Genomic DNA, 19,878 nt, shown 5'->3' on the forward strand with positions numbered 1-19,878 from the left:
AAAGGACCGCTGAAGGTCCGGACCAACGCGGGGTGGGTGGGGAGGGAAGGAGCCGCCGGGGTCAGCGGGTTGCCCCTCGGCGATGTGGGCGGGCATCCTGCCAAAAGCCGCATCGATCTTTCAACCACCCGTCCACGGCGGGGCTCTGACAGCCGCTCGCGGAGTTGGTCGCCAACTCCTCCGTGCTGTTCACTCCTTCGTGTGGCCGGGCGGGCGATGTGCGGCCCCCTTCCCAACTCACTGCGAGGGTCTGAGGCGGTGCGGCGGCGGACGCGCGGAAGCGGCGCGTACTGAGCGGCACGTACCGAGCATCAGACAACGAGCACGAGCAGCACACGTAAACAGGATTGCGAGCACCGGTGCAGAAGAAGCGGCCTCGGAAGAACGGCACCGTCGCGAACGGCACCGCACCCGACGTCACCGCACCCGACCGACGAGCCCCGGGCGGCCCGGTCGCCGCGACCGCTCCCGCAGGGCGCCGCGTCCGCGTGCGCAGCAGGCTGGTCATCGGGGTCGCCGTGGCCGGGATCGCCGTGCTCGTGGCGGGAGCGCCCGCCGTCCTGTCCGCCTCCGCGGACCTCAAGGACTCCCAGCAGCTGGTCACCCTCGCCGACCGGAGCCGGCAGACCCTCACCCTCGCCCACCTCCTCGGCGACGAGCGCGACGCGGTCACCGAGTACGTGGCCAAGGGCCGCCCCGGCGGAGTCCGGGGCAAGCAGGCCGCCGCGGTCCAGGAACGCGCCGCGGGCACCGACCGCCAGCTCGCCGAGGTGCAGGCCGACGCCGACGAGGAACTGTCCGAGGCCGTCGGCCGGATCGCGGCCGTCCGTACCGAGGCCATGGAGGGCAGGGACAGCGCCCTCACCGCGCACCAGGCCTACTCCGGTGTCATCGCCGAACTCCTCGCACCGGGCAACCGGATCACCGAGCTGACCCCGCCGCGCGCCGCAGACGCCCTCGTCACCACCCGCCCGCTGGCCGCGCTCGGCCAGGCCGTGGAGCAGGCCTCCGCCACCCGCGGACTGCTGCTCGCCGCGCTGTCCGTGCCCGGCGGCGACAAGCAGCCGGGCACCGCCTTCGTGGACGAACTCACCGCCGCCGCCCAGCGGGCGCGCGTACGGGAGCAGGGCGCGCTCGACGACTTCGCGCGGGCCGCGCGTCCCGACGTACGCCAGAGCCTCACCGCCACCGTCACCGGACCCGAGGTCAAGACGGCCGACGACTACCTCAAGCGGCTCACCGACCGGCCGACCCTTTCCCCGGCCGACCGCAAGCTCGATCCCGGCGCCGTCGGACCGGCCCTCACCGCCCGCGTCGACCGGATGCGTTCGGTCGAGGCCACCCTCGCCGGCCAGCGCGCCACCGCGCTCGCCGCGCTGCGCGACGACGACGTGACCGCGCTGGAGGTCATGGTGGCCTGCCTCGGCGTGCTGTTCCTCGTCACCCTCGGCATCTCCACCGCCATCGCGCGCTCCCTCACCCGGCCGCTGTCGGTCCTGCGGCGCGGCGCGGCCCGGCTGGCCACGCCGGAGGGTTCGGTGGAACCGGTCCGGTTCACGGGCCGCAACGACGAGTTCGCCGAGGTGGTGCGCCACCTCAACGCGGTACGCGGCCAGACGGTCTCCCTGCACACCCGGATCGCCGGACTCGACGCCGACCGCCGCCGCCTCATCGGCCGCAACGAGGCGCTCTCGGCCGGCCGGGAGGCGCTGGAGGAAGAGCTCGCGCAGCTGCGGGCGGGGCTGGAGGAGCACCGCCGCATCATGTCGACGACGTCCGTGTCGCTGTCCCTGCGGACCCTGGGGCTCGTCGAGCGCCAACTCGTCGTCATCGAGGAGCTGGAGTCCGAGGAGCCGGATCCGGACCGCCTCGCCACCCTGTTCAAGCTCGACCACCTGGCGACCGTGATGCGCCGCCACAACGAGAACCTGCTCGTCCTCGCCGGCCAGGAACACGGCCACGGCCAGGGCCTGCCGGTGCCGCTGGTCGACGTCATGCGGGCGGCGGTCAGCGAGATCGAGCGCTACGAGCGCGTCGACCTCGGCGCGCTGCCCTCGTACACGCAGGTCGCCGGGCACGCCGCCGACGACATCTCGCACGTCCTGGCGGAGCTGCTGGAGAACGCGACGACCTTCTCGCCGCCGGACGCCAAGGTCAAGGTGTCCGGCTGGCTGCTGGACTCCGGTGACGTGGTGCTCTCCGTCGTCGACGAGGGCATCGGGATCACCGATGACCGGCTGGCCACGCTGAACCAGCGGCTGGCCACGCCCGACGCGTACGACGAGGAGCCCGAGTCCGAACACGGCCTGGGCCTCGGCCTCTACGTGGCGGGCCGGCTCGCGGCCCGGCACGGGGTCGGCGCGGAGCTGCGCACCCAGCGCAACGGCGGCACCGAGGCCCTGGTCGTGGTCCCGGCGGCGCTGCTGCCCGCCACCCCGCCGGCTTCGCCGGTCCACGCCCTGGGCGCACTGGGCGCACCCGCGCTGCACCTGCCCGGGGCGATCGCGGAGGCCAACGAGAACACCCTTCCCTCGCGGCTACGGGGCGCTGCCGCGTCCGTGACGGAAAGCCCGGCGGAGCCCGAGGCGGCCCCGCTGTCCCCGGAGCCCGTCTTCGAGGCGGAGCCGGCCGCGGCCCCGGAGCCCGTCGCCTTCCCCGAGCCGGAGCCCGCCCACGGCGCCGCGGACGACACCGAGCGGGCCGGCGCCGAGCCGCCCGCCCGGGTGGCTGCGGAGCCCGCTCCGGCGGCGTTCGCGCCTCCGGCCGGGCAGCTGCCGCCCACGGAGCAGGTGTTCCGGGTCCCGGCGCCGGTCGAGGTGCCGGACGAGCAGGTGTTCCGCGTACGGCCGCAGGCCCAGGACGCCGCCGAGGTGCCCGCGGAGCCGTCGGCCGGGGCGCCCGCGGAGGTACCCGCCGAGCAGGCGTTCCGCGTACCGCCGCAGGCCCAACCGTCCCGGGGCCGGGACGCCGCCGACGCCGCCGACGCCGCCGCCCCACAGGGGAGCGAGCCCGAGGAGGTCCTCACCGACAAGGGGCTGCCCAAGCGGAGCCCCCGCACGGTGACCGCCGGGCGCGGGGAGGAAGCGCGTCCGGCGCCGGGCCGGGTGGACGCCGACGAGCTGCGCCGCCGTCTCGGCGGGTTCTACCGGGGAGCCCAGGACGGGCGCCGCGTCGTGGAGGCCGAGCTCGCGCAGGACGCCCGGCAGGACTCCGGTCAGGACTCCCGCCAGGACCCGCCGCAGGACCAGGGGCAGACCGACCGGGGGGACACCGCACAGGAGGCACGCACATGAACGCGTCCAGTACGTACGGACTGAGCACCCAGGCCCGCAACCTTCAGTGGCTGCTGACCGACCTCGTCGAGGAGGTACCCGGGGTCAACTCGGTGGCCGTCGTCTCCTCGGACGGGCTCCTCCTGCTGTCCTCCGATCCGGTGGCACCCGACACACCCGCTCCGTCCTCCGCACCCGCCCGCCCCGCGGGCCCCCGCGGCGCCTCCGCCGATCTCGCGACCATCGTCTCCGGCCTCGGCTCGCTCACCACGGGCGCCGCCGCCCTGATGGACGGCGGCTCGGTCAAGCAGACGATGGTGGCCATGGAGCACGGTTCCGTGTTCGTCATGGCCATCAGCGACGGCTCGCTCCTCGGCGTACACGCCACGCCGGACTGCGACATGAGCGTCGTCGCGTACCACATGGCCTTGTTCGTGGGCCGCGCCGGCCACGTCCTGACCCCCGAAGTCCGCAGTGAGCTGCGCCAGTCGATGGAGAAAACCCCGTGAGGAGTCCGGCCTCCGACCGGCTGCCGATACGCGGCGCCGACCGCCGTCCCGCCCGTGTACGCCCCTACTCCCTGACGGGCGGCCGCACCCGCTTCACCCAGGTCCTGCACGTCGAGACCTTCGTCGCGGCCCTCGACACCAAGGTGTCCGAGCCGCGCAAGGCCGACCGGATGCCGGAGATGCCGGCGATCGTCGAGGTCTGCCGCCGCATGCGGACGATCGCCGAGATCGCCGCCCTGCTGAAGCTGCCGCTCGGCGTGGTCCGCGTCCTGGTCAGCGACCTCGCCGACCAGGGCAGGATCCGTGTCTACGGGACCGGCCACGGCAGCGGCCGTCCCGACCGCGCTCTGCTCGAAAGGGTGCTCAGTGGGCTCCGCCGTCTCTGAAACCGGTCTCTTCTCTTCCTCCGTGAACCCGGACACCGATCCGGACGAGCCCGTACAGCCCTGGCAGTACGACCGCTCGCGCGCGCCCGTCGCCGTGAAGGTGCTGGTGGCGGGTGGTTTCGGGGTGGGCAAGACCACGTTCGTCGGTTCCGTCTCCGAGATCCGGCCGCTGCGCACCGAAGCGGTGATGACCGAGGCCGCCGCTCCGACCGACGACCTGTCCGCAACCCCGGACAAGCACACCACCACCGTCGCCATGGACTTCGGCCGCGTCACCCTCGACGACGACCTCGTCCTGTACGTGTACGGGACCCCCGGCCAGGAACGCTTCTGGTTCATGTGGGACGACCTGGTGCGCGGTGCCGTCGGCGGGATCGTCCTCGCCGACACGCGACGGCTGCGCGACTGCTTCCCGGCGCTCGACTACTTCGAGAGCTGCGGACTGCCGTACGCCGTGGCCGTCAACCACTTCGAGGGCATGCCTTCGTACGAACCGGAGGACGTGCGGGAGGCGTTGACCGTACCGGCGCACGTACCCGTCGTGATCATGGACGCGCGGCGCCGGGTGACGGTCCTGGAATCCCTGATGACCCTCGTGGGCCACGCCCTCGACACGACCCCCGAATAGAGAGCGTGCACATGCGCAAGATACTCGTCGTCGGCGCCGGCCAGTCCGGTCTCCAGCTCGCCCTCGGACTCCAAGCGAAGGGGTACGAGGTCACCCTCATGTCCAACCGGACGGCGGACGAGATCCGCACCGGTCGGGTCATGTCCACCCAGTGCATGTTCGACACGGCGCTCCAGCACGAGCGGGACCTCCAGCTGAACTTCTGGGAGCAGCAGGCGCCGAAGATCGAGGGCCTGGGCGTCTCGGTCTCCGCCCCCGACGGCAGCCGCGCCATCGACTGGCTCGGTAACCTGAAGGGCTTCGCCCAGTCCGTCGACCAGCGCGTGAAGATGGCCGGCTGGCTCGACACCTTCGCGCAGCGCGGCGGGCAGCTCGTCATCCACGGCGCGTCCGTCTCCGACCTGGACTTCTTCTCCCGTACGTACGACCTGGTGCTGGTCGCGGCCGGCAAGGGCGAGCTGGTCTCGCTGTTCGGCCGGGACGCGGCCCGCTCCCCGTACGACGCCCCGCAGCGCGCGCTCGCCGTGTCGTACGTGCACGGGGTGGCGCCGCGCCCCGAGCACCCGGAGACGGAGGCCGTGCGCTGCAACCTTGTCCCGGGCGCCGGCGAGCTGTTCGTAATGCCGACGCTGACCACCTCCGGGCGGGCCGACATCCTCTTCTGGGAGGGGATCCCGGGCGGACCGCTGGACGTCTTCGGCGGGGTGAAGGACCCGCAGGCCCACCTCGCGCTGACGCTGGAACTGATGGAGAAGTTCACTCCCTGGGAGTACGCGCGGGCGACGAAGGTGGAGCTGACGGACGCGGGCGCCACGCTCGCCGGGCGGTACGCCCCCGTCGTCCGCAATCCGATCGGCCGGCTGCCGGGCGGCGGGCTGGTGCTGGGCGTGGCGGACGTGGTCGTCGCCAACGACCCGATCACCGGGCAGGGGTCGAACTCCGCCGCCAAGTGCGCGGCCTCGTACCTCTCGTCGATCCTCATGCACGGGGACAAGCCGTTCGACGAGGCGTGGATGAAGGCGACCTTCGACAAGTACTGGTTCACCAGCGGCAAGCCCGCCACCCAGTGGACGAACGCCATGCTCGGCGTCCCGCCGGAGCACGTGCTGAACCTGATCGGCGCGGCCGGGCAGCTCCAGCCGGTGGCGGATCGATTCGCCAACGGCTTCGACAACCCGGCCGACTTCGACGCGTACTTCTACGACCCCGAGGACGCGGCGGACTACCTCGCCGACGTCTCGGGTGCCTCGGGCGCTTAGGCGTCTAGGGCGCCTAGGGCGCCTCGGGAGCCTCGGCCTGCGAGTAACCCGTGTCGTCCCCCGCCGTCGCGGCCTCGGGCAGCGGCGGCGGGGTGAAGGTGCGCAGCGGCGACCCGTCGGGGTCCGGCCGTACCGCGCCGAGCAGCGGATTCGCCGCGATCGGCGAGACCTTCACCTTCGCGCCCGGCCGGGGCGCCTGGATGACCTTGCCGTCGCCGACGTACAGGGCCACGTGGGTGGCGGTCGGGAAGTACACCACCAGGTCGCCGGGGCGCAGTTCGTCGAGCGGCACCCTGGGCAGCCGGGCCCACTGCTCCTGACTGGTCCGGGGGATCTCGAGGCCCGCGTGCGCCCAGGCCTGCGAGGTCAGCCCGGAACAGTCGAAGGAGGCCGGCCCCTCGGCGCCCCAGACGTACGGCTTCCCGATCTGGGCGGCCGCGTACGTGAGGGCCGTGCCGCCGGCCGCGGTGGGGTTGCGCAGCTGCGGACCGGCGCTGCCCAGCTTCCCCGAACCGATCAGCTCCCGCTGCGCGGTGGCCGTCTCCTCGGCCTCGCGGGTGCCGAGCTCGGTGAGCTGGGCGGTACTGAGCGAGGCCAGCATCCGCTCGACCTCCTTGAGCTGCGCGGCGGCCTCCTCCTTGCGCTTCTTGGTCTCGGCGGCCAGCTTCTGCTCGGAGTCCAGCGCCTTGCGGGCGGCGGTGGCGAGGGTGTCGGCCCGCTTCTCGCCCTGGGTCAGCCGCTCCAGCGCGGCAGCCCGCCGGGCCCCCTCGCGCTCCGCTACCCGGCGCTGTTCCAGGGCCCCTTGGGGGTCCCCGGCGAAGAGCATCCGGGCGTACGGGGAGAATCCGCGGGCCCCCTTGTACTGCTCGCGCGCCAGCCGGCCCGTGGTGGTCTGGGCCTCGGTGACGGCGGTACGGGCCTTGCCGAGCTCGGTGCTGAGCCGGCTCTCCTCGCGCTGCCGGGAGGTGAGGGCGGTCTCGGCGGCGTTGTAGGCCTCGGTGGCCTGCTCGGCGCGCTGGTAGAGGCCTTGGAGACGGGTGAGGAGCACTCCAACGGGCGCTGCGGGCTCGGTGGGGGCGTCCGGGGCATCCGGAGCCGTGGGTGTGTCCGGTACCGCGGGCGTCTCCGGTGCCACGGGGGCGGCGGGCTCGGCGTGGGTGACGGGGAGCGGGCCGGCCGTGACGAGGGCTGCGGCGAGGCACGCGGCGCGAAGCAGCCGACGTCTGCGTCGTCGTGACATGGGGTCACCTCCTGGCGGCCGATGCTGCCATGAGCGGTATGACAAATCGCCCAGCCGGGGCGGCCGTGCCGCGCCGCTCACCCGGTCGGCGTACGTCCGCGGCCGCACCCGATGAAACGCTTGACGCGGCTTTCGCCAAGTACGGGGTGAGGGGCCGACGGGGCCCCGCGGACCAGGGGAGGCACCGGATGAGCGGCGCATACGAGGACGGCGCGGCGGCGGGCGGCGCACGGGCGGGCGGCACGCGGGCGGCGAGCAGGGGGAAGGGCTCCGGGTGGGCGGGTGCCGGGCCACCGGATCGCCGGCAACAGGAGCTCCGGCAACCAGATGTGCGGCCACCGGATGAGCGGCCACCGGATCTCCGGACTCCGGAAGGGTTCGGCGCGTTCTACGAGGAGCACATCGACGCCGTGCTCGGGTTCGTCACCCGGCGGGTCACCGACCCGCACCTGGCGGCGGACCTCACGGCCGACATCTTCCTGGCCGCGTTGAAGGACGTGGCCGGCTATCGGCCCGACAGGGGAGTGCCGATCGCGTGGCTCTACGGCATCGCGCGCAACGTCCTCGCGAACCACGCCCGTGCGGGAGCCCGCGAGCGCGGTGCGATGCAACGGCTCAGCGGGCGAAGGCTGCTCGACGACCAGGACGTGGCGGCCCTGGAGGAACGGATAGACGCACAGCGGGCCTTCCGCGACCTGGCCGCGCGGCATGCCGCCCTGTCGGAGCCGCTGCGGGCCACGCTCGACCTGGTCGTGATCGACGGCCTCACCCCGGCCGAGGCAGCCCAGGCCCTCGGCGTCACCCAGGCCACCGTCAGGGTCCGCCTGCACCGCGCCCGGCGTGCCCTGCGCACCCCGGCCGATCCCGCGGCTTCCGCTTCGGCGCAGCACTTGGAGGTAGCACGATGAGCAACAGGCCCACCGCGTTCGAGGAGCGCCTGAAGACGGAGCTCGTGGCGATAGCCGCCGACCGGGCGGAGTCCGCGGGAGGGGCGGACCTCGTCGCCGCCCGGACTGCCCGGCGACCGCGAATACCGAAAGCCGCCGGGCCGGTGGCCACGGCGGCGAGGGTGCGGCGAGCGGCGAGGGCGGTAGCGGGCCTGGTCGCACTGCGGAAGCCGGCGCCGCTGGAGGGCCTTCCCCAGGAGTAGGCGGCCGGACGTCCCCCTGGGCCGTCTCTTTCGGATCTTGCCCGGGCCCGGGCCGAGGGGGGACCGGAGCGGTCAGTCGGCCAGGAGGCGGGCCTTGGCCGCTGTGAACTCCTCCGGGGTGAGCAGGCCTTCGCGGGCCAGGCCGGCCAGTCGGGTCAGGCGGTCCGTCAGATCGGCCCCGGGGGAGGCCGGCCCCGGAGCGCCCTGGCCGGTGTGGGGAGCCGGGCGGGCGGCTGCGGGCTCCCGGCGGGCGGAGGGGGCCGCCGGGGGCGAGGGGGCCGGGGCGGGAGGCGGGTTCGGGGTCGCGCCGGGTGCCGGGGCGGGGGCGGTCGCGTCCGGGGCCGTGCCGTCCGGGGGTGGTGGGGCCGCGGCCGCCGCCGGGTGCTGGGCCGTGTCCCAGACGTAGGCACCGCGCGCCAGGATGCCGCGCAGCAGGGGGTGGCCGGAGGGGCGCTGGGAGGGGTTCACCACGGAACCGATGGGGCGGATGAACATCAGGCCACCCCCAGCCGGTCGGCCGGGAGGCGGACCGCTCCGGCGATCCGGCCGCCGGCCGCGCGGACGGCGATGGCGGCATCCTCGGCCCAGACGTGCTCGACGACCAGGAGGAGGGCGCAGCTGCCGCGGTCCATCAGTTCAGCCGATTCCCTGACGTCCTCCGGGCCGATCAGCGGGGCCGCCTCCCGGTGGGCGAGCAGGCCCCGGAGTTCGACGAACTCGTCGAACTCCGCCGACAGCACCTCGCCGCCCGCGGTCTTGGTGGCCACCAGTCCGTCGATCAGCCGCACGACCCCGGCCTTGCGCAGCCCCATCACCGCCTCGACCGCCGCGACCCGCAGCTGTTCTTCCGGAAAGGCCAGGACGATGAACTCCGCAGGTCCCATGAGAGGAGACTCCTGATCCGCTACTTCACTTCCGACCAGTTCTGACGACTCTTCGGCACACTATGACATAAGCGGACATACGGCCCGCCTCCTTGCTACGTTTCCCCGTATGACCGCTCTGACGGCGAAGGTGACGGAACCCGCCCCGCCACCGCCACCCGACGCCCGTGCACCCAAGCGTCGCGGAGTCGAGCTGTCGCTGCTCTTCGGCGCCGTGCTCATCGCCGTCCTCGGCCACCTCTACGTGGGGCTCGCCACCACCGGGCACATCCCCGCACCCGCCGCCCACTACGCCGCCGGCCTCGCCGTGGCCGCGCTCGTCGCCCACCTCGCCGTCCGCCTGTACGCCCCGTACGCCGATCCGCTGCTGCTCCCGATCGCCGTCCTGCTCAACGGGCTCGGCCTCGTCCTCATCCAGCGCCTCGACGCCACCACCCCCGGCAACGCCACGGCCGGTGAGCAACTGCGCTGGTCCGCCCTCGGGGTGGTGCTCTTCGTGCTCGCCGTCGCGCTGCTGCGCGACCACCGGGTGCTGCAGAAGTACGCGTACCTGTCCGTCGCCCTCGCGCTGGCACTGATGCTGGTGCCGGTCTTCTTCCCGGCCGTGAACGGCGCGCACATCTGGATCCGGTTCGCCGGGCTCTCCTTCCAGCCGGGGGAGTTCGCCAAGATCCTGCTCGCCGTCTTCTTCGCCTCCTACCTCGCGGCGAACCGCACCGCCCTGGCCCTCACCGGGCGCACCCTCTTCTGGAAGCTGAGGCTGCTGCCCGGCCGGGTGCTCGGCCCGATCCTGGCCATCTGGCTGCTCTCGGTCGGCGTGCTCGTCCTGGAGCGCGACCTCGGGACCTCGCTGCTCTTCTTCGGCCTCTTCGTGATCATGCTGTTCACGGCCACCGGCCGGATCGGCTGGATCGCCATCGGGCTGCTGCTCGCGGCCGTGGGCGCGTACGCCGTCGGAACGTTCGAGCCGCACGTGAACAGCCGCGTGGACGACTGGCTGAATCCTTTCGCCTCCATCGAGCGCGGCGACGGCCCCGGCCAGCTCGCCCAGTCCCTCTTCTCCTTCGGAGCCGGCGGGCTGCTCGGCGCCGGGCTCGGCCACGGCCAGTCCTTTCTCATCGGGTTCGCCGCCAAATCCGACTTCATCCTCGCCACCGCCGGAGAGGAGCTCGGCCTCGTCGGCCTCACCGCGATCCTGCTCCTCTACGGGCTCCTCGTCGCCCGCGGCTTCCGCGCCGGGCTGGCGCTGCGCGACCCCTTCGGGCGGCTCCTCGCCACCGGACTCGCCTCGATCGTCGCGCTCCAGGTGTTCGTGATCGCCGGCGGAGTCACCGGTCTGATCCCGCTGACCGGCATGGCCATGCCCTTCCTCGCCCAGGGCGGCTCCTCCGTGGTCACCAACTGGATCATCGTCGCCCTGCTCGTCCGGCTCAGCGACAGCGCCCGCAGGCCCGGACCGGCCGAGGAGGCCGACGCGTGATCCGCTACATCCGCTGGTGCGCGTACTTCTGCGCCCTGCTGCTCGTCGCCCTGATGGTCAACGTCGGTCGCGTTCAGGTCTGGGAGGCCGCGGGCTACGGCGCGAACCCGGCCAACAAACGCCCCGCCATCGCGCGGTACGCGGAACCGCGCGGGGACATCACCGTCGACGGCCGTCCCGTCACCGGCTCCCGGGACAGCCGCCAACTCCTGCGCTACGAGCGCACGTACAAGAACGGCCCGCTCTACGCGCCCGTGACCGGCTTCGCCTCCCAGACCTACGGGACCAGCTTCCTGGAACGCGCCGAGGACCCGGTCCTCTCCGGCACCGACCCCGGGCTCTCGGCCTTCCCGCTCTGGTACGAGCTCTCGCGCGGCCGCCCCGGCGGCGGCGACGCCGCCACCACCATCCGGGCGAGCATGCAGCTGGCCGCGTACGCGGGGCTCGCGGGCAAGCGGGGCGCGGTCGCCGCCGTGGAGCCGGCCACCGGCAAGATCCTCGCGCTGGTCAGCAGCCCCTCCTACGACCCGGCGGTGCTCTCCGGCACCGGGCCGAAGGTCAAGGAGGCCTGGGAGAAGCTCAACGCGGACCCCGCCAAGCCGATGCTCAACCGCGCGCTGCGCGAGACGTACCCGCCCGGCTCCACCTTCAAGATCGTGACGGCCGCCGCCGCCCTCGACGCGGGCGTGGTCACCGACGTGGACGCGCCGACCGAGACCCCGGACCCGTACCCGCTGCCGGGCACCAGCACGCTGCTGCCGAACGCGGGCACGGGCTGCGCCGACGCCTCGATGGCGGACGCGGTGCAGTGGTCGTGCAACACGGTGATGGCGAAGATCGGCGTACAGGTCGGGCTGCGCGGGATGACCGAGGCGGCCCGGCGGTTCGGGTTCAACGACGCCGGGCTGCGGGTGCCGGCCTGGGTGTCGCGGTCGAACTTCGACACCGACATGAGCCCCGACCAGCTGGCCCTGTCCTCGATCGGGCAGTTCAACACCAAGGCCACCCCGCTGCAGATGGCGATGGTGGCGGCGGCGGTCGCCAACGGCGGGGAGCTCAAGGCCCCCTACCTGGTGGACCGTACGACCCAGGACGACGGCGACCCGGTCCGCCGGGCCGACCAGCGCAGTCTCGGCCGGGCCATGACCCCGGTGACCGCGATGCGGATGCAGGAGCTGATGGTGAAGGTGGTCGAGAACGGCACCGGCCGCAACGCGGCGATCCCCGGCGCCGTGGTCGGCGGCAAGACCGGCACCGCCCAGCACGGCGTCGGCAACGCGGGTACCCCGTACGCCTGGTTCATCTCCTGGGCGGGGCCCCGGGGCGGCCGACCGCCGGCCGTCGCGGTCGCGGTGGTCGTCGAGGACGCGTCGGCCGTCCGCGGGGACATCAGCGGCAACGGCGCGGCCGCGCCGATCGCCCGGGCGGTGATGGAGGCGGCGCTGTCGGCCCGGTGAAACGGCTCGGGCGGGGCGGTGGTTCCGTGATGACGGTGAGGCCGTGGCCCGACCTCGTGCGCGCTCGCCCTCAGCACGAATTCCCGCCGGAGAGCGCGTCGTAGCAGCCGCATCGCGGGAGCCGCGCCGCCCGGGCCGCGCTCCCGCCCGACGGAATCCCGCCCGACCGGTTCCGCCCACCGCCCTAGGTGCCCGCGCCCTCCGTGATGGCCTCCGCCACCTCCGCCACCCGCTGCTCCTCCTCGGCCGCGAACCGCTCCCGGTCGAGGGCCTCGGCGATCTCCTCGTCCTGGCTCATCAGCAGGTCCAGGTTGGAGTTCCCCATCTCGAAGACACCCATGTCCAGGTACGCCTTCTGCAGCCGCTCGCCCCACAGCCCGATGTCCTTCACGCACGGCACGATCCGGCTGAACAGCAGCTTGCGGAAGAGCGCCAGGAACTCCGACCGCTCGCTGAACTCCTCCGCCTCGGCGCGCGAGATGCCGAAGTTCTCCAGCACCTCCACCCCGCGCAGCCGGTCCCGCATCAGGTAGCAGCCCTCGATCACGAACTCCTCGCGCTCGCGCAGCTCGGCGTCCGACAACTGCTTGTAGTAGTCGCGCAGGGCCATCCGCCCGAACGCCACGTGCCGTGCCTCGTCCTGCATCACGTAGGCCAGGATCTGCTTGGGCAGCGGCTTGTTCGTGGTGTCGCGGATCATCCCGAAGGCGGCCAGCGCCAGCCCCTCGATGAGCACCTGCATGCCCAGGTACGGCATGTCCCAGCGGGAATCGCGCAGGGTGTCGCCGAGCAGCCCCTGCAGGCTGTCGTTGATCGGGTAGAGCATCCCGATCTTCTCGTGCAGGAACCGCCCGAAGATCTCCGCGTGCCGGGCCTCGTCCATGGTCTGGGTGGCGGAGTAGAACTTCGCGTCCAGGTCCGGCACCGACTCGACGATGCGCGCCGCGCACACCATCGCGCCCTGCTCGCCGTGCAGGAACTGGCTGAAGTTCCAGGCGGCGTAGTGCCGGCGCAGCTCTCCCCGGTCCCGCTCGGTGAGCTTGGCCCAGTGCCGGGTGCCGTACAGCGGAAGCGCCTCGTCCGGGGTGCCCAGGGGATCGTACGGGTCCACCTCGATGTCCCAGTCGATGCGCTTGGCGCCGTCCCACTGTTTGTCCTTGCCCTTCTGGTACAGGGCCAGCAGCCGTTCGCGGCCGCCGTCGTACTCCCAGCTGAAGCGGGCGTTGCCGGTGGCCGGGACAGGCCAGACGGTCTCTCCCGGATCTTTGGTGTAGAGCTCGTGCGTCGACACTGACGCCCCCTCGTCTCACGTAGCCGCGTACTCGCGCGTACTTCCGTACGGGACTGGACAGTTGGCAGCGTCACACGTTGGTAGACGCGCGGTCAACAAGTCGTGTGCGGGGGATTGACGGTCTTGCTGACAAGCAGTCTCATAAGACGTGACCGCCGGTAACTCGACGACGAGGTGTCCGAAGCCATGACCACCGTGACCGAACGAGCCGAGCTCTGCGACGCCCTCGGCCTGCTCAAGGACCGCGAGCAGATCGCCGAGCGACTGCTCGAATCCTCGGCGAAGCACTCCTTCGACCCCGACAAGGAACTCGACTGGGACGCCCCGCCCATCGACGGCAAGTACTACTGGCCGCCCGAGCTGCTCTCCCTCTTCGACACCCCGCTCTGGAAGAAGATGGGCGAGGAGCAGCGGATCGAACTCTCCCGCCACGAGGCGGCGGCCCTCGGCTCGCTCGGCATCTGGTTCGAGATCATCCTCATGCAGCTCCTGGTCCGGCACGTCTACGACAAGTCCCTGACCAGCAATCACGTCCGGTACGCGCTCACCGAGATAGCCGACGAGTGCCGCCACTCGATGATGTTCGCCCGCATGATCAAGACGGGCGGCGCCCCCGAGTACCCGGTCTCCCGCGCCAACCACAACCTCGCCCGCGTCCTGAAGACGATCTCCACCACCCCCGGCTCCTTCGCCTGCACCCTCCTCGGCGAGGAGGTCCTCGACTGGATGCAGCGCCTGACCTTCCCGGACGAGCGCGTCCAGCCCCTCGTGCGCGGAGTCACCCGCATCCACGTCATCGAAGAGGCGCGCCACGTCCGCTACGCCCGCGAGGAACTGCGCCGCCAGATGCTCACCGCCCCGCGCTGGGAGCAGGAGTTGACCCGGGTGAGCTGCGGCCAGGCCGCCCGCGTCTTCTCGCAGGCCTTCGTGAACCCCCAGGTCTACGACAACATCGGCCTCGACCGGCGCGAGGCGCTCGCCCAGGTCAAGGCGAGCGGCCACCGCCGGGAGGTCATGCAGACCGGAGCCAAGCGGCTCACCGACTTCCTGGACGACATCGGTGTGATGCGGGGGGCCGGCCGCAAGCTCTGGAAGAGCTCGGGCCTCCTCGCCTGAGCACTCACCGGCCCGGGCCCGGCGGGTGGGGTTACCCTGCGGACATGACAGCCGTACGGGCGTACCGCAGGTTGAGCGTCGAGGAGCGCCGGGCCCAGCTCCTCGACGCGGCCCTGACGTTGTTCGCACACCGGGCGCCGGAGGAGGTCTCGCTCGACGACGTGGCCGAGGCCGCCGGAGTCTCGCGCCCCCTGGTCTACCGCTACTTCCCCGGCGGGAAGCAGCAGCTCTACGAGGCCGCCCTCGGCTCGGCCGCCGACGTCCTGCGGCTCTGCTTCGCCGAACCCCAGGCCGGACCCCTGACCCAGCGGCTCTCCCGGGCCCTGGACCGGTACCTCGCCTTCGTCGACGAACACGACGCCGGTTTCTCCGCCCTCCTCCAGGGCGGCAGCGTGGTCGAGACCTCCCGCACCACCGCCACCGTCGACGGCATCCGCCGGGCCGCCGCCGAGGCGATCCTCTTCCACCTCGGCGTGCCGGCCCCCGGCCCGCGCCTGCGCATGATGGTGCGCACGTGGATCACGGCGGTCGAGGCCGCCTCGCTGATCTGGATCGACGAGGGCAAACAGCCGGGGACCGACTCGCTCCGGGACTGGCTGGTGGACCAGTTCATCGCCCTCCTCACGGCCACGGCCGCCACCGACCCCGAGACGGCCGCGGCGGCCCGCGCCGCCCTCGCGCTCGAATCGGCGGACGGTCCGGTGGGGGTACTGGCCCGCCGGGTGATCCCCGTGGTCTCCGAGGCGGCCCACCTGCTGTGATTTCTGAGAAGCTGTGAAACTGGGGGTGTGAGAAGCCAACCCACCCCCTTCGAGGGCGGCCCGATGGACGGCCGGACCCTGCCGATCCTCCTCGGCCCGACCGGCCACCCGTCCAAGTGGTACGAGATCCCGGTCCCGGCCCCGGACGGCGGCGCCCCCACGGTGCTGCTCTACGAGCGGGTCCCGGCGGGGTACTCCAAGCGCCTCGGGCTGCAGAAGGGGTGGAAGTACGTCTACGCCCCGGGCGCCGAGAAGCCGAAGCTCCGCTGGCCCTGGACCAAGCCGACCAAGCCGACCCCGCCGCCCCCGGCCGCGCCGGGGGAGTGACGCCGGGGCGTGACCTCAGGGCAGCCGGGCGGCAGGCCACGCCAGCCGGGCGGCGGGTCACGTCATCCGGGCGCCAGGTCACGTCAGCCGGGCCTCGACCAGGGTCAGTACGGCCTCCGCCCCGCCCCCACCGTCCGCCGCCTGCCGGAACACCAGCCGGGCCCCGATGACCTCCGCCTGTCCCACCGCGATCGTCAGCCCCAGCCCGTGCCCCTTGCTCCCGCCCCCGGTACGGAACCGCTGGGGCCCGTGGGTCACGAGGTACTCGGGATAGCCGTCGCCGTGGTCCCGTACCGTCACCACCGGCCCGTCCACCGTCACCACCACCGGCGCCCGCCCGTGCTTGTGGGCATTGGCGACCAGGTTCCCCAGCACCCGCTCCAGCCGCCGCCGGTCCGTCTCCACGTGCGCGTCCCGGACCACGATCACCTCGGTGTCGGTCCCCGACGCCCGCACCACCCGCCGGGCGAGCCGCCCGAGCTGGTGCAGGTCCGTCTCCACCACCTCGCTGCCCGAGTCGAGCCGGGAGATCTCCAGCAGGTCCTCCGTCAGCTGCCGCATCGTGCGCACCCGCTCCTGCACCAGCTCCGTCGCCCGCCCCTCGGGCAGCAGCTCCGACGCCGCCTGCAGACCGGTCAGAGGGGTGCGCAACTCGTGCGCCACGTCCGCCGTGAACCGCTGCTCCCGCTGGAGCTTCGTCTGCAGACTGCCCGCCATCGTGTCCAGGGCCGCCGCCACGGTCGCCACCTCGTCCTGGTGCCGCGAGGGGTCCTTCGTCCGCGGATCCCCGACCCGCGCGTCCAGGTCGCCCTGGGTGATCCGGCGGGCCACCGTCGCCGTCTGGTGCAGCCGCCGCGTCACCCGCGTCACGGCGAAGGCGCCCACCAGCAGCGTCCCGCCGAGGGCCAGCACCGACGAGCCGATGATCGCGTTGTCCAGCCCGGTGATCGTCCGCGCGCTCTGCCCGTAGTCCACGGCCACCGCCAGCGCCTTGCCGTCCGCCGGGGCCGCCGCCCACATCAGCTGCCGGCCCTCGTACTGCGCCACCAGCGTTCCGCGCTGCCCGGACAGGGCCAGCGCGCGCAGCGGGTCCGGCAGCCCGGCCGGATCCAGCCCGGACTCCGGCGGCAGCACCTCGCCGGCCTCGTAGGCGCGCGAGGCGTCGGTCAGCTTGCCCAGCGCCTTCTCGCGGGCCGTCGCGACGGTCTGCCGGGTCACCTCCACGTGCACGAGGACGCCCAGCACCGCCGCGAGCGAGCAGCACATCAGCACGATGAAGCACGCCGACTTCCACGTCAGCGTCGCCGTCCAGGAGGGCAGCCGGAGCCTCACCGCGAGGCTCCCGACGCCTTGGGGCTCGGGGACGGTTTCGGGGCCCGGCTCGGGCCGGTGCCGGGCACCCGTACGATCTGCTCCCACACCGGCAGCATCGAGCGCTGCGTCTCGTCCCAGGACCAGGTGGTGTTCACCTCGTAGCCGGCGTTGGCGCTCGGGACGCGCAGGATCACGTCCCGCCCGGCGAGCTCGACGCTGATGACGGTGTCGGTCGTCGCCATGATCCGGTTGAGCCGGCCCTGGGCGTCCGCCGTGTACACGCGTACGGACATCTGCTGTTCCGGGTACTCGATGCCGACGATCAGCTCGTCCTTGCCGTTGCCGGTGAGGTCCCGGTAGTACGGCGTCAGTACCGGACACTTCTTCGGATCGGACCCGTCCGCCCCGCACGCGTTGATCGCGGCGATGGTCTCGGGAGGCATCCCGTCAGGGCCGGTCTGCACGTTCGGGTGGGCCCGCAGCTCCGCCTGCACCAGGGTCGCCGGGTCGATCCCGTGCACGTTCTGGTCCGGGACGGGCGCGATCCCGGGTACGTACTCGGGCGGCGCGCCCCCGGGATCGGCGGGCGGTACGACGGCCCCCGCGCGCCCCGGCCACAGATGTACGGGCCCGCTCGCCGTCGGGGTCGCCCCGGCGCGGGTCAGCCCGCCGGTGGCACCGCAGGCGCTCGCCAGCGGCAGCAGCAGGGCGGCCAGCAGGGCGGTCGGCGGGCCGGCCCGGACACACCGGCGCCGGGGGCCGCCGGAGGGAACGGATCCGATCACCCGTCCACCCTCCTCTCCCATCAGCATGTGCCCGTCCACAGTAGGCAGAGCCGCATCGTTTCTGCCCGTGAGCCCGCGCGGGCGCACACGCCCAGGGGTGGGGTGTGCCGGGGCCGACGGGACGGAGGGCTACGCGTCCGTACGCCCGCGGCGCAGCATCGCGAAGCCCAGCCCGGCGGCGCCGACCGCCGCGATGCCGCCGCCCGCGGCGAGCAGCAGGACGCCGTCACCCGGGCCGTCGGCCAGGGTGCTCAGACCCAGCGCCTCGACGGTCCCCGTACCCCCGCGCGGGGCCGCGGCGGGCACGACCCGGCCGTCGCGGTTCGCGGTCTTGTACCCGGCGTTCTCCGCAGGGCTCCCGCTCCCGCTTCCGTTCCCGTTCCCGCTGTCGTTCCCGGGCCCGGCCCAGGAGGTGAGCCGGCCGTCGGACCGCAGCGCGAGGTGCATCTCCCCGGCATCGCCGAAGCCGGTGCTGCCGTCACGGCTGATCAGGGTGGCGGCCGTGGTGCCGTCGGGGTTGAGGACATCGGCCTGGTAGGCGTCCTTGGCCACGCGGTACACGTGCGCGGTGGAGACCCCGTCGGCCAGGGACAGGGTCTTGACCAGGGTCCGCGGGGCGCTCCCGCCCTGCGCGGAGGAAGCCGACGGCACCCCGTCGGCGAGCGCGGCCGCCGTGGGGAACGCCAGCAGGGTGCCGGCACCCACGGCCACGGCGGCGGCGCGTACGAGCGGGCGTCGGCTGCGGCTGATGGTGTTCACGGGACGTCCTTCGGTGCTGGTCAGGCCCTGGGATGTCCAGGTGGGATAAACGTATGCACCGGCCGTTGCGGTAACCCGTTGCTTCTGTAACAGCCATGCCTCGGCGACCCGGCGGAGTCGTTACACGCCGTGCGGGCCACGTGGACCCGACCGGGGGATTGCCGCGGGGCGCCCGGGCTGCTCCCATGGACGCCGGGGGTGAGGACCATGTCGTCCAGGGGACTGAAGGTGCTGCCGAGCGGCCGTCCGGGCCGCGGCCGGCTGTATGTGAACCTGCCCGACGGCCGGGCGGTGGCCTGGTACGACCGGCGGGCCAACCGGATCAGCGTGCTGGCGGACGAGCGCCGCGAGGAGATCCTCACGGCCTTACGCCCCTACCTCACCGGAACCGTGGCCATCGGCCCGCCACCCGTACCCACGGCCGAGGACCTGCTGCGCCTGTCGCTCCCGCCCGACGAGGACCTGGCCCCGAACCGACCGGGCGAGGCCCTGCTCGGCGCCCTCACCTACGGCACCGCGGGCACCCGGGCCCGGCACCGGCTCCGCCAGGAGCTCACGGTGAGACAGCGGATGGGCGACGTACTGGACGCCCTGGCGGAGTCGGAGGACTGGCGCGTTCTCCATTCGATCCACGGCATCGCGGACCACCTGCTCCTCGGCCCGCCCGGCGTCTTCTGCATCCGTACGGTCCAGGGCCGGCGCCAGCGCGCGGTGATCGGCGACCTCCTCCTCACGGTGGGCCGCGCCGACCCCGCCCCGGACCCCCGCGAGGCCCGCCGCGCGGCGACGCACGCGACCCGAGCCCTCTCCACCCCGGTGACCCCGGTCCTGGCGGTGGTCGACGCGACCCGCCTGGAAGTGGCCCCCACCCTCCGCGACGTCCGCATCCTCACACCGTCAACGACATCAACCTTCCTGACGAACGCCCCCACCACCCTCAAACTCCCGGAGATAGAAGCCCTCTTCACCAAATCCAGAGACCGCCGAACCTGGAACTAGCCGAGGCCCGGGCCCCGGGCACCTTCGGCCGTCCGCCGCCGATACTTTCAGCCGTCCGGCGTTTGAGGACCGGGGCCAGGGGCGAAGCCCCAGGGGCCCGGCCGCACCCCGGCACCCCGTTCTCCAGCCCGTCCGACGCTTGAAGACCGGGTCCGGGCAGAGCCCGGGGACCCGCCCAGCCTCACCGTCGGTTGAGCGCGGTCCGGGACGGCCCGGGGACCTACCCAGCCTCGCCATCGCTTGAGCGCGGTCCGGGCCGGC

The 19,878-nt window shown here is 73.1% G+C and carries 20 protein-coding genes; 13 read left to right on the top strand and 7 right to left on the bottom strand.

Annotation, left to right across the window (positions count from 1 at the left end):
• Window positions 1–359 precede the first annotated feature (359 nt).
• From OG435_RS30380 to OG435_RS30400, 5 genes are read left to right on the top strand one after another with little or no spacing between them, the layout of a single operon-like run.
• Window positions 360–3,293: a sensor histidine kinase gene (locus OG435_RS30380; RefSeq protein ID WP_266881112.1), complete on the top strand. Its 2,934-nt coding sequence runs from the start codon at window positions 360–362 to the stop codon at window positions 3,291–3,293.
• Window positions 3,290–3,781 (top strand): roadblock/LC7 domain-containing protein, encoded by a 492-nt coding sequence (locus OG435_RS30385; RefSeq protein ID WP_266881113.1) that lies wholly within the window; start codon window positions 3,290–3,292, stop codon window positions 3,779–3,781. The genes OG435_RS30380 and OG435_RS30385 overlap by 4 nt, the downstream gene beginning before the upstream one ends.
• The gene (locus tag OG435_RS30390; RefSeq protein WP_266881114.1) at window positions 3,778–4,167 is read left to right on the top strand and encodes a DUF742 domain-containing protein; all 390 of its coding nucleotides are present in this window, start codon (window positions 3,778–3,780) and stop codon (window positions 4,165–4,167) included. Before OG435_RS30385 ends, OG435_RS30390 begins: the two co-directional genes overlap by 4 nt.
• Window positions 4,148–4,795 (top strand): GTP-binding protein, encoded by a 648-nt coding sequence (locus tag OG435_RS30395; RefSeq protein WP_430625716.1) that lies wholly within the window; start codon window positions 4,148–4,150, stop codon window positions 4,793–4,795. Before OG435_RS30390 ends, OG435_RS30395 begins: the two co-directional genes overlap by 20 nt.
• An 11-nt stretch (window positions 4,796–4,806) precedes the next feature.
• Complete coding sequence (locus tag OG435_RS30400; protein ID WP_266881116.1) at window positions 4,807–6,054, top strand: styrene monooxygenase/indole monooxygenase family protein; 1,248 nt, start codon at window positions 4,807–4,809, stop codon at window positions 6,052–6,054.
• A 13-nt stretch (window positions 6,055–6,067) separates the two neighbouring features.
• On the opposite strand, the gene OG435_RS30405 is transcribed toward OG435_RS30400, so the two are convergent.
• Complete coding sequence (locus OG435_RS30405) at window positions 6,068–7,294, bottom strand: C40 family peptidase (RefSeq protein ID WP_266881117.1); 1,227 nt, start codon at window positions 7,292–7,294, stop codon at window positions 6,068–6,070.
• A gap of 188 nt (window positions 7,295–7,482) precedes the next feature.
• On the opposite strand from OG435_RS30405, the gene OG435_RS30410 reads away from it, so the two are divergent.
• Entirely contained in the window at window positions 7,483–8,202 is a 720-nt protein-coding gene (locus OG435_RS30410) for an RNA polymerase sigma factor (RefSeq protein ID WP_266881118.1), read from the top strand.
• The gene (locus OG435_RS30415) at window positions 8,199–8,444 is read left to right on the top strand and encodes a hypothetical protein (protein WP_266881119.1); all 246 of its coding nucleotides are present in this window, start codon (window positions 8,199–8,201) and stop codon (window positions 8,442–8,444) included. The genes OG435_RS30410 and OG435_RS30415 overlap by 4 nt, the downstream gene beginning before the upstream one ends.
• A gap of 72 nt (window positions 8,445–8,516) precedes the next feature.
• Here OG435_RS30415 and OG435_RS30420 read toward each other — a convergent pair whose 3' ends face one another.
• Both OG435_RS30420 and OG435_RS30425 read right to left on the bottom strand, forming a co-directional pair.
• Window positions 8,517–8,939 carry an SHOCT domain-containing protein gene (locus OG435_RS30420; protein WP_266881120.1) on the bottom strand — a complete coding sequence of 141 codons (423 nt, stop codon included), beginning with the start codon at window positions 8,937–8,939 and terminating at the stop codon, window positions 8,517–8,519.
• Window positions 8,939–9,328, bottom strand: coding sequence for a DUF6325 family protein (locus OG435_RS30425; protein WP_266881121.1), 390 nt, complete (start codon window positions 9,326–9,328; stop codon window positions 8,939–8,941). Before OG435_RS30425 ends, OG435_RS30420 begins: the two co-directional genes overlap by 1 nt.
• 109 nt (window positions 9,329–9,437) lie before the next feature.
• On the opposite strand from OG435_RS30425, the gene OG435_RS30430 reads away from it, so the two are divergent.
• Complete coding sequence (locus OG435_RS30430; RefSeq protein WP_266881122.1) at window positions 9,438–10,808, top strand: FtsW/RodA/SpoVE family cell cycle protein; 1,371 nt, start codon at window positions 9,438–9,440, stop codon at window positions 10,806–10,808.
• Window positions 10,805–12,265: a penicillin-binding transpeptidase domain-containing protein gene (locus OG435_RS30435; RefSeq protein ID WP_266881123.1), complete on the top strand. Its 1,461-nt coding sequence runs from the start codon at window positions 10,805–10,807 to the stop codon at window positions 12,263–12,265. Before OG435_RS30430 ends, OG435_RS30435 begins: the two co-directional genes overlap by 4 nt.
• A gap of 184 nt (window positions 12,266–12,449) precedes the next feature.
• On the opposite strand, the gene OG435_RS30440 is transcribed toward OG435_RS30435, so the two are convergent.
• On the bottom strand, window positions 12,450–13,556 hold the full coding sequence (locus OG435_RS30440) for a ferritin-like domain-containing protein (protein ID WP_266881124.1): 1,107 nt from the start codon (window positions 13,554–13,556) through the stop codon (window positions 12,450–12,452).
• A gap of 186 nt (window positions 13,557–13,742) precedes the next feature.
• Here OG435_RS30440 and OG435_RS30445 point away from each other — a divergent pair, with 186 nt between their 5' ends.
• Genes OG435_RS30445 through OG435_RS30455 form a run of 3 tightly spaced genes read left to right on the top strand, consistent with a single transcriptional unit; the run spans window position 13,743 to window position 15,760 of the window.
• Window positions 13,743–14,672 (top strand): AurF N-oxygenase family protein, encoded by a 930-nt coding sequence (locus OG435_RS30445; RefSeq protein WP_266881125.1) that lies wholly within the window; start codon window positions 13,743–13,745, stop codon window positions 14,670–14,672.
• A 44-nt stretch (window positions 14,673–14,716) separates the two neighbouring features.
• Entirely contained in the window at window positions 14,717–15,433 is a 717-nt protein-coding gene (locus OG435_RS30450) for a TetR/AcrR family transcriptional regulator (protein ID WP_266881126.1), read from the top strand.
• A 27-nt stretch (window positions 15,434–15,460) separates the two neighbouring features.
• The gene (locus tag OG435_RS30455) at window positions 15,461–15,760 is read left to right on the top strand and encodes a hypothetical protein (RefSeq protein ID WP_266881127.1); all 300 of its coding nucleotides are present in this window, start codon (window positions 15,461–15,463) and stop codon (window positions 15,758–15,760) included.
• Window positions 15,761–15,838: 78 nt separating this feature from the next.
• Here the strand turns inward: OG435_RS30455 and OG435_RS30460 are convergent, their stop codons facing one another.
• From OG435_RS30460 to OG435_RS30470, 3 genes are all read right to left on the bottom strand, one after another.
• Window positions 15,839–17,092, bottom strand: a complete 1,254-nt coding sequence (locus OG435_RS30460; RefSeq protein WP_266881128.1) for a sensor histidine kinase — start codon at window positions 17,090–17,092, stop codon at window positions 15,839–15,841.
• A complete protein-coding gene (locus OG435_RS30465; protein WP_266881129.1) occupies window positions 17,089–17,859 on the bottom strand; it encodes a hypothetical protein in 771 nt (256 codons plus the stop codon). The genes OG435_RS30460 and OG435_RS30465 overlap by 4 nt, the downstream gene beginning before the upstream one ends.
• A 129-nt stretch (window positions 17,860–17,988) precedes the next feature.
• The gene (locus tag OG435_RS30470) at window positions 17,989–18,618 is read right to left on the bottom strand and encodes a hypothetical protein (protein WP_266881130.1); all 630 of its coding nucleotides are present in this window, start codon (window positions 18,616–18,618) and stop codon (window positions 17,989–17,991) included.
• 207 nt (window positions 18,619–18,825) lie between these two features.
• Here OG435_RS30470 and OG435_RS30475 point away from each other — a divergent pair, with 207 nt between their 5' ends.
• A complete protein-coding gene (locus OG435_RS30475) occupies window positions 18,826–19,617 on the top strand; it encodes a nuclease-related domain-containing protein (RefSeq protein WP_266881131.1) in 792 nt (263 codons plus the stop codon).
• Window positions 19,618–19,878 lie beyond the last annotated feature (261 nt).

The sequence above is a fragment of the Streptomyces sp. NBC_01264 genome (assembly GCF_026340675.1).
Classification (GTDB): Bacteria; Actinomycetota; Actinomycetes; order Streptomycetales; family Streptomycetaceae; genus Streptomyces.

Bases quoted from the DNA above. Each gene is read 5' to 3' on its own strand.
- OG435_RS30385 (WP_266881113.1), top strand. From the start codon at position 3,290: ATGAACGCGTCCAGTACGTACGGACTGAGCACCCAGGCCCGCAACCTT.
- OG435_RS30400 (WP_266881116.1), top strand. From the start codon at position 4,807: ATGCGCAAGATACTCGTCGTCGGCGCCGGCCAGTCCGGTCTCCAGCTC.
- OG435_RS30405 (WP_266881117.1), bottom strand. From the start codon at position 7,294: ATGTCACGACGACGCAGACGTCGGCTGCTTCGCGCCGCGTGCCTCGCC.
- OG435_RS30410 (WP_266881118.1), top strand. From the start codon at position 7,483: ATGAGCGGCGCATACGAGGACGGCGCGGCGGCGGGCGGCGCACGGGCG.
- OG435_RS30415 (WP_266881119.1), top strand. From the start codon at position 8,199: ATGAGCAACAGGCCCACCGCGTTCGAGGAGCGCCTGAAGACGGAGCTC.
- OG435_RS30420 (WP_266881120.1), bottom strand. From the start codon at position 8,939: ATGTTCATCCGCCCCATCGGTTCCGTGGTGAACCCCTCCCAGCGCCCC.
- OG435_RS30425 (WP_266881121.1), bottom strand. From the start codon at position 9,328: ATGGGACCTGCGGAGTTCATCGTCCTGGCCTTTCCGGAAGAACAGCTG.
- OG435_RS30430 (WP_266881122.1), top strand. From the start codon at position 9,438: ATGACCGCTCTGACGGCGAAGGTGACGGAACCCGCCCCGCCACCGCCA.
- OG435_RS30445 (WP_266881125.1), top strand. From the start codon at position 13,743: ATGACCACCGTGACCGAACGAGCCGAGCTCTGCGACGCCCTCGGCCTG.
- OG435_RS30450 (WP_266881126.1), top strand. From the start codon at position 14,717: ATGACAGCCGTACGGGCGTACCGCAGGTTGAGCGTCGAGGAGCGCCGG.
- OG435_RS30475 (WP_266881131.1), top strand. From the start codon at position 18,826: ATGTCGTCCAGGGGACTGAAGGTGCTGCCGAGCGGCCGTCCGGGCCGC.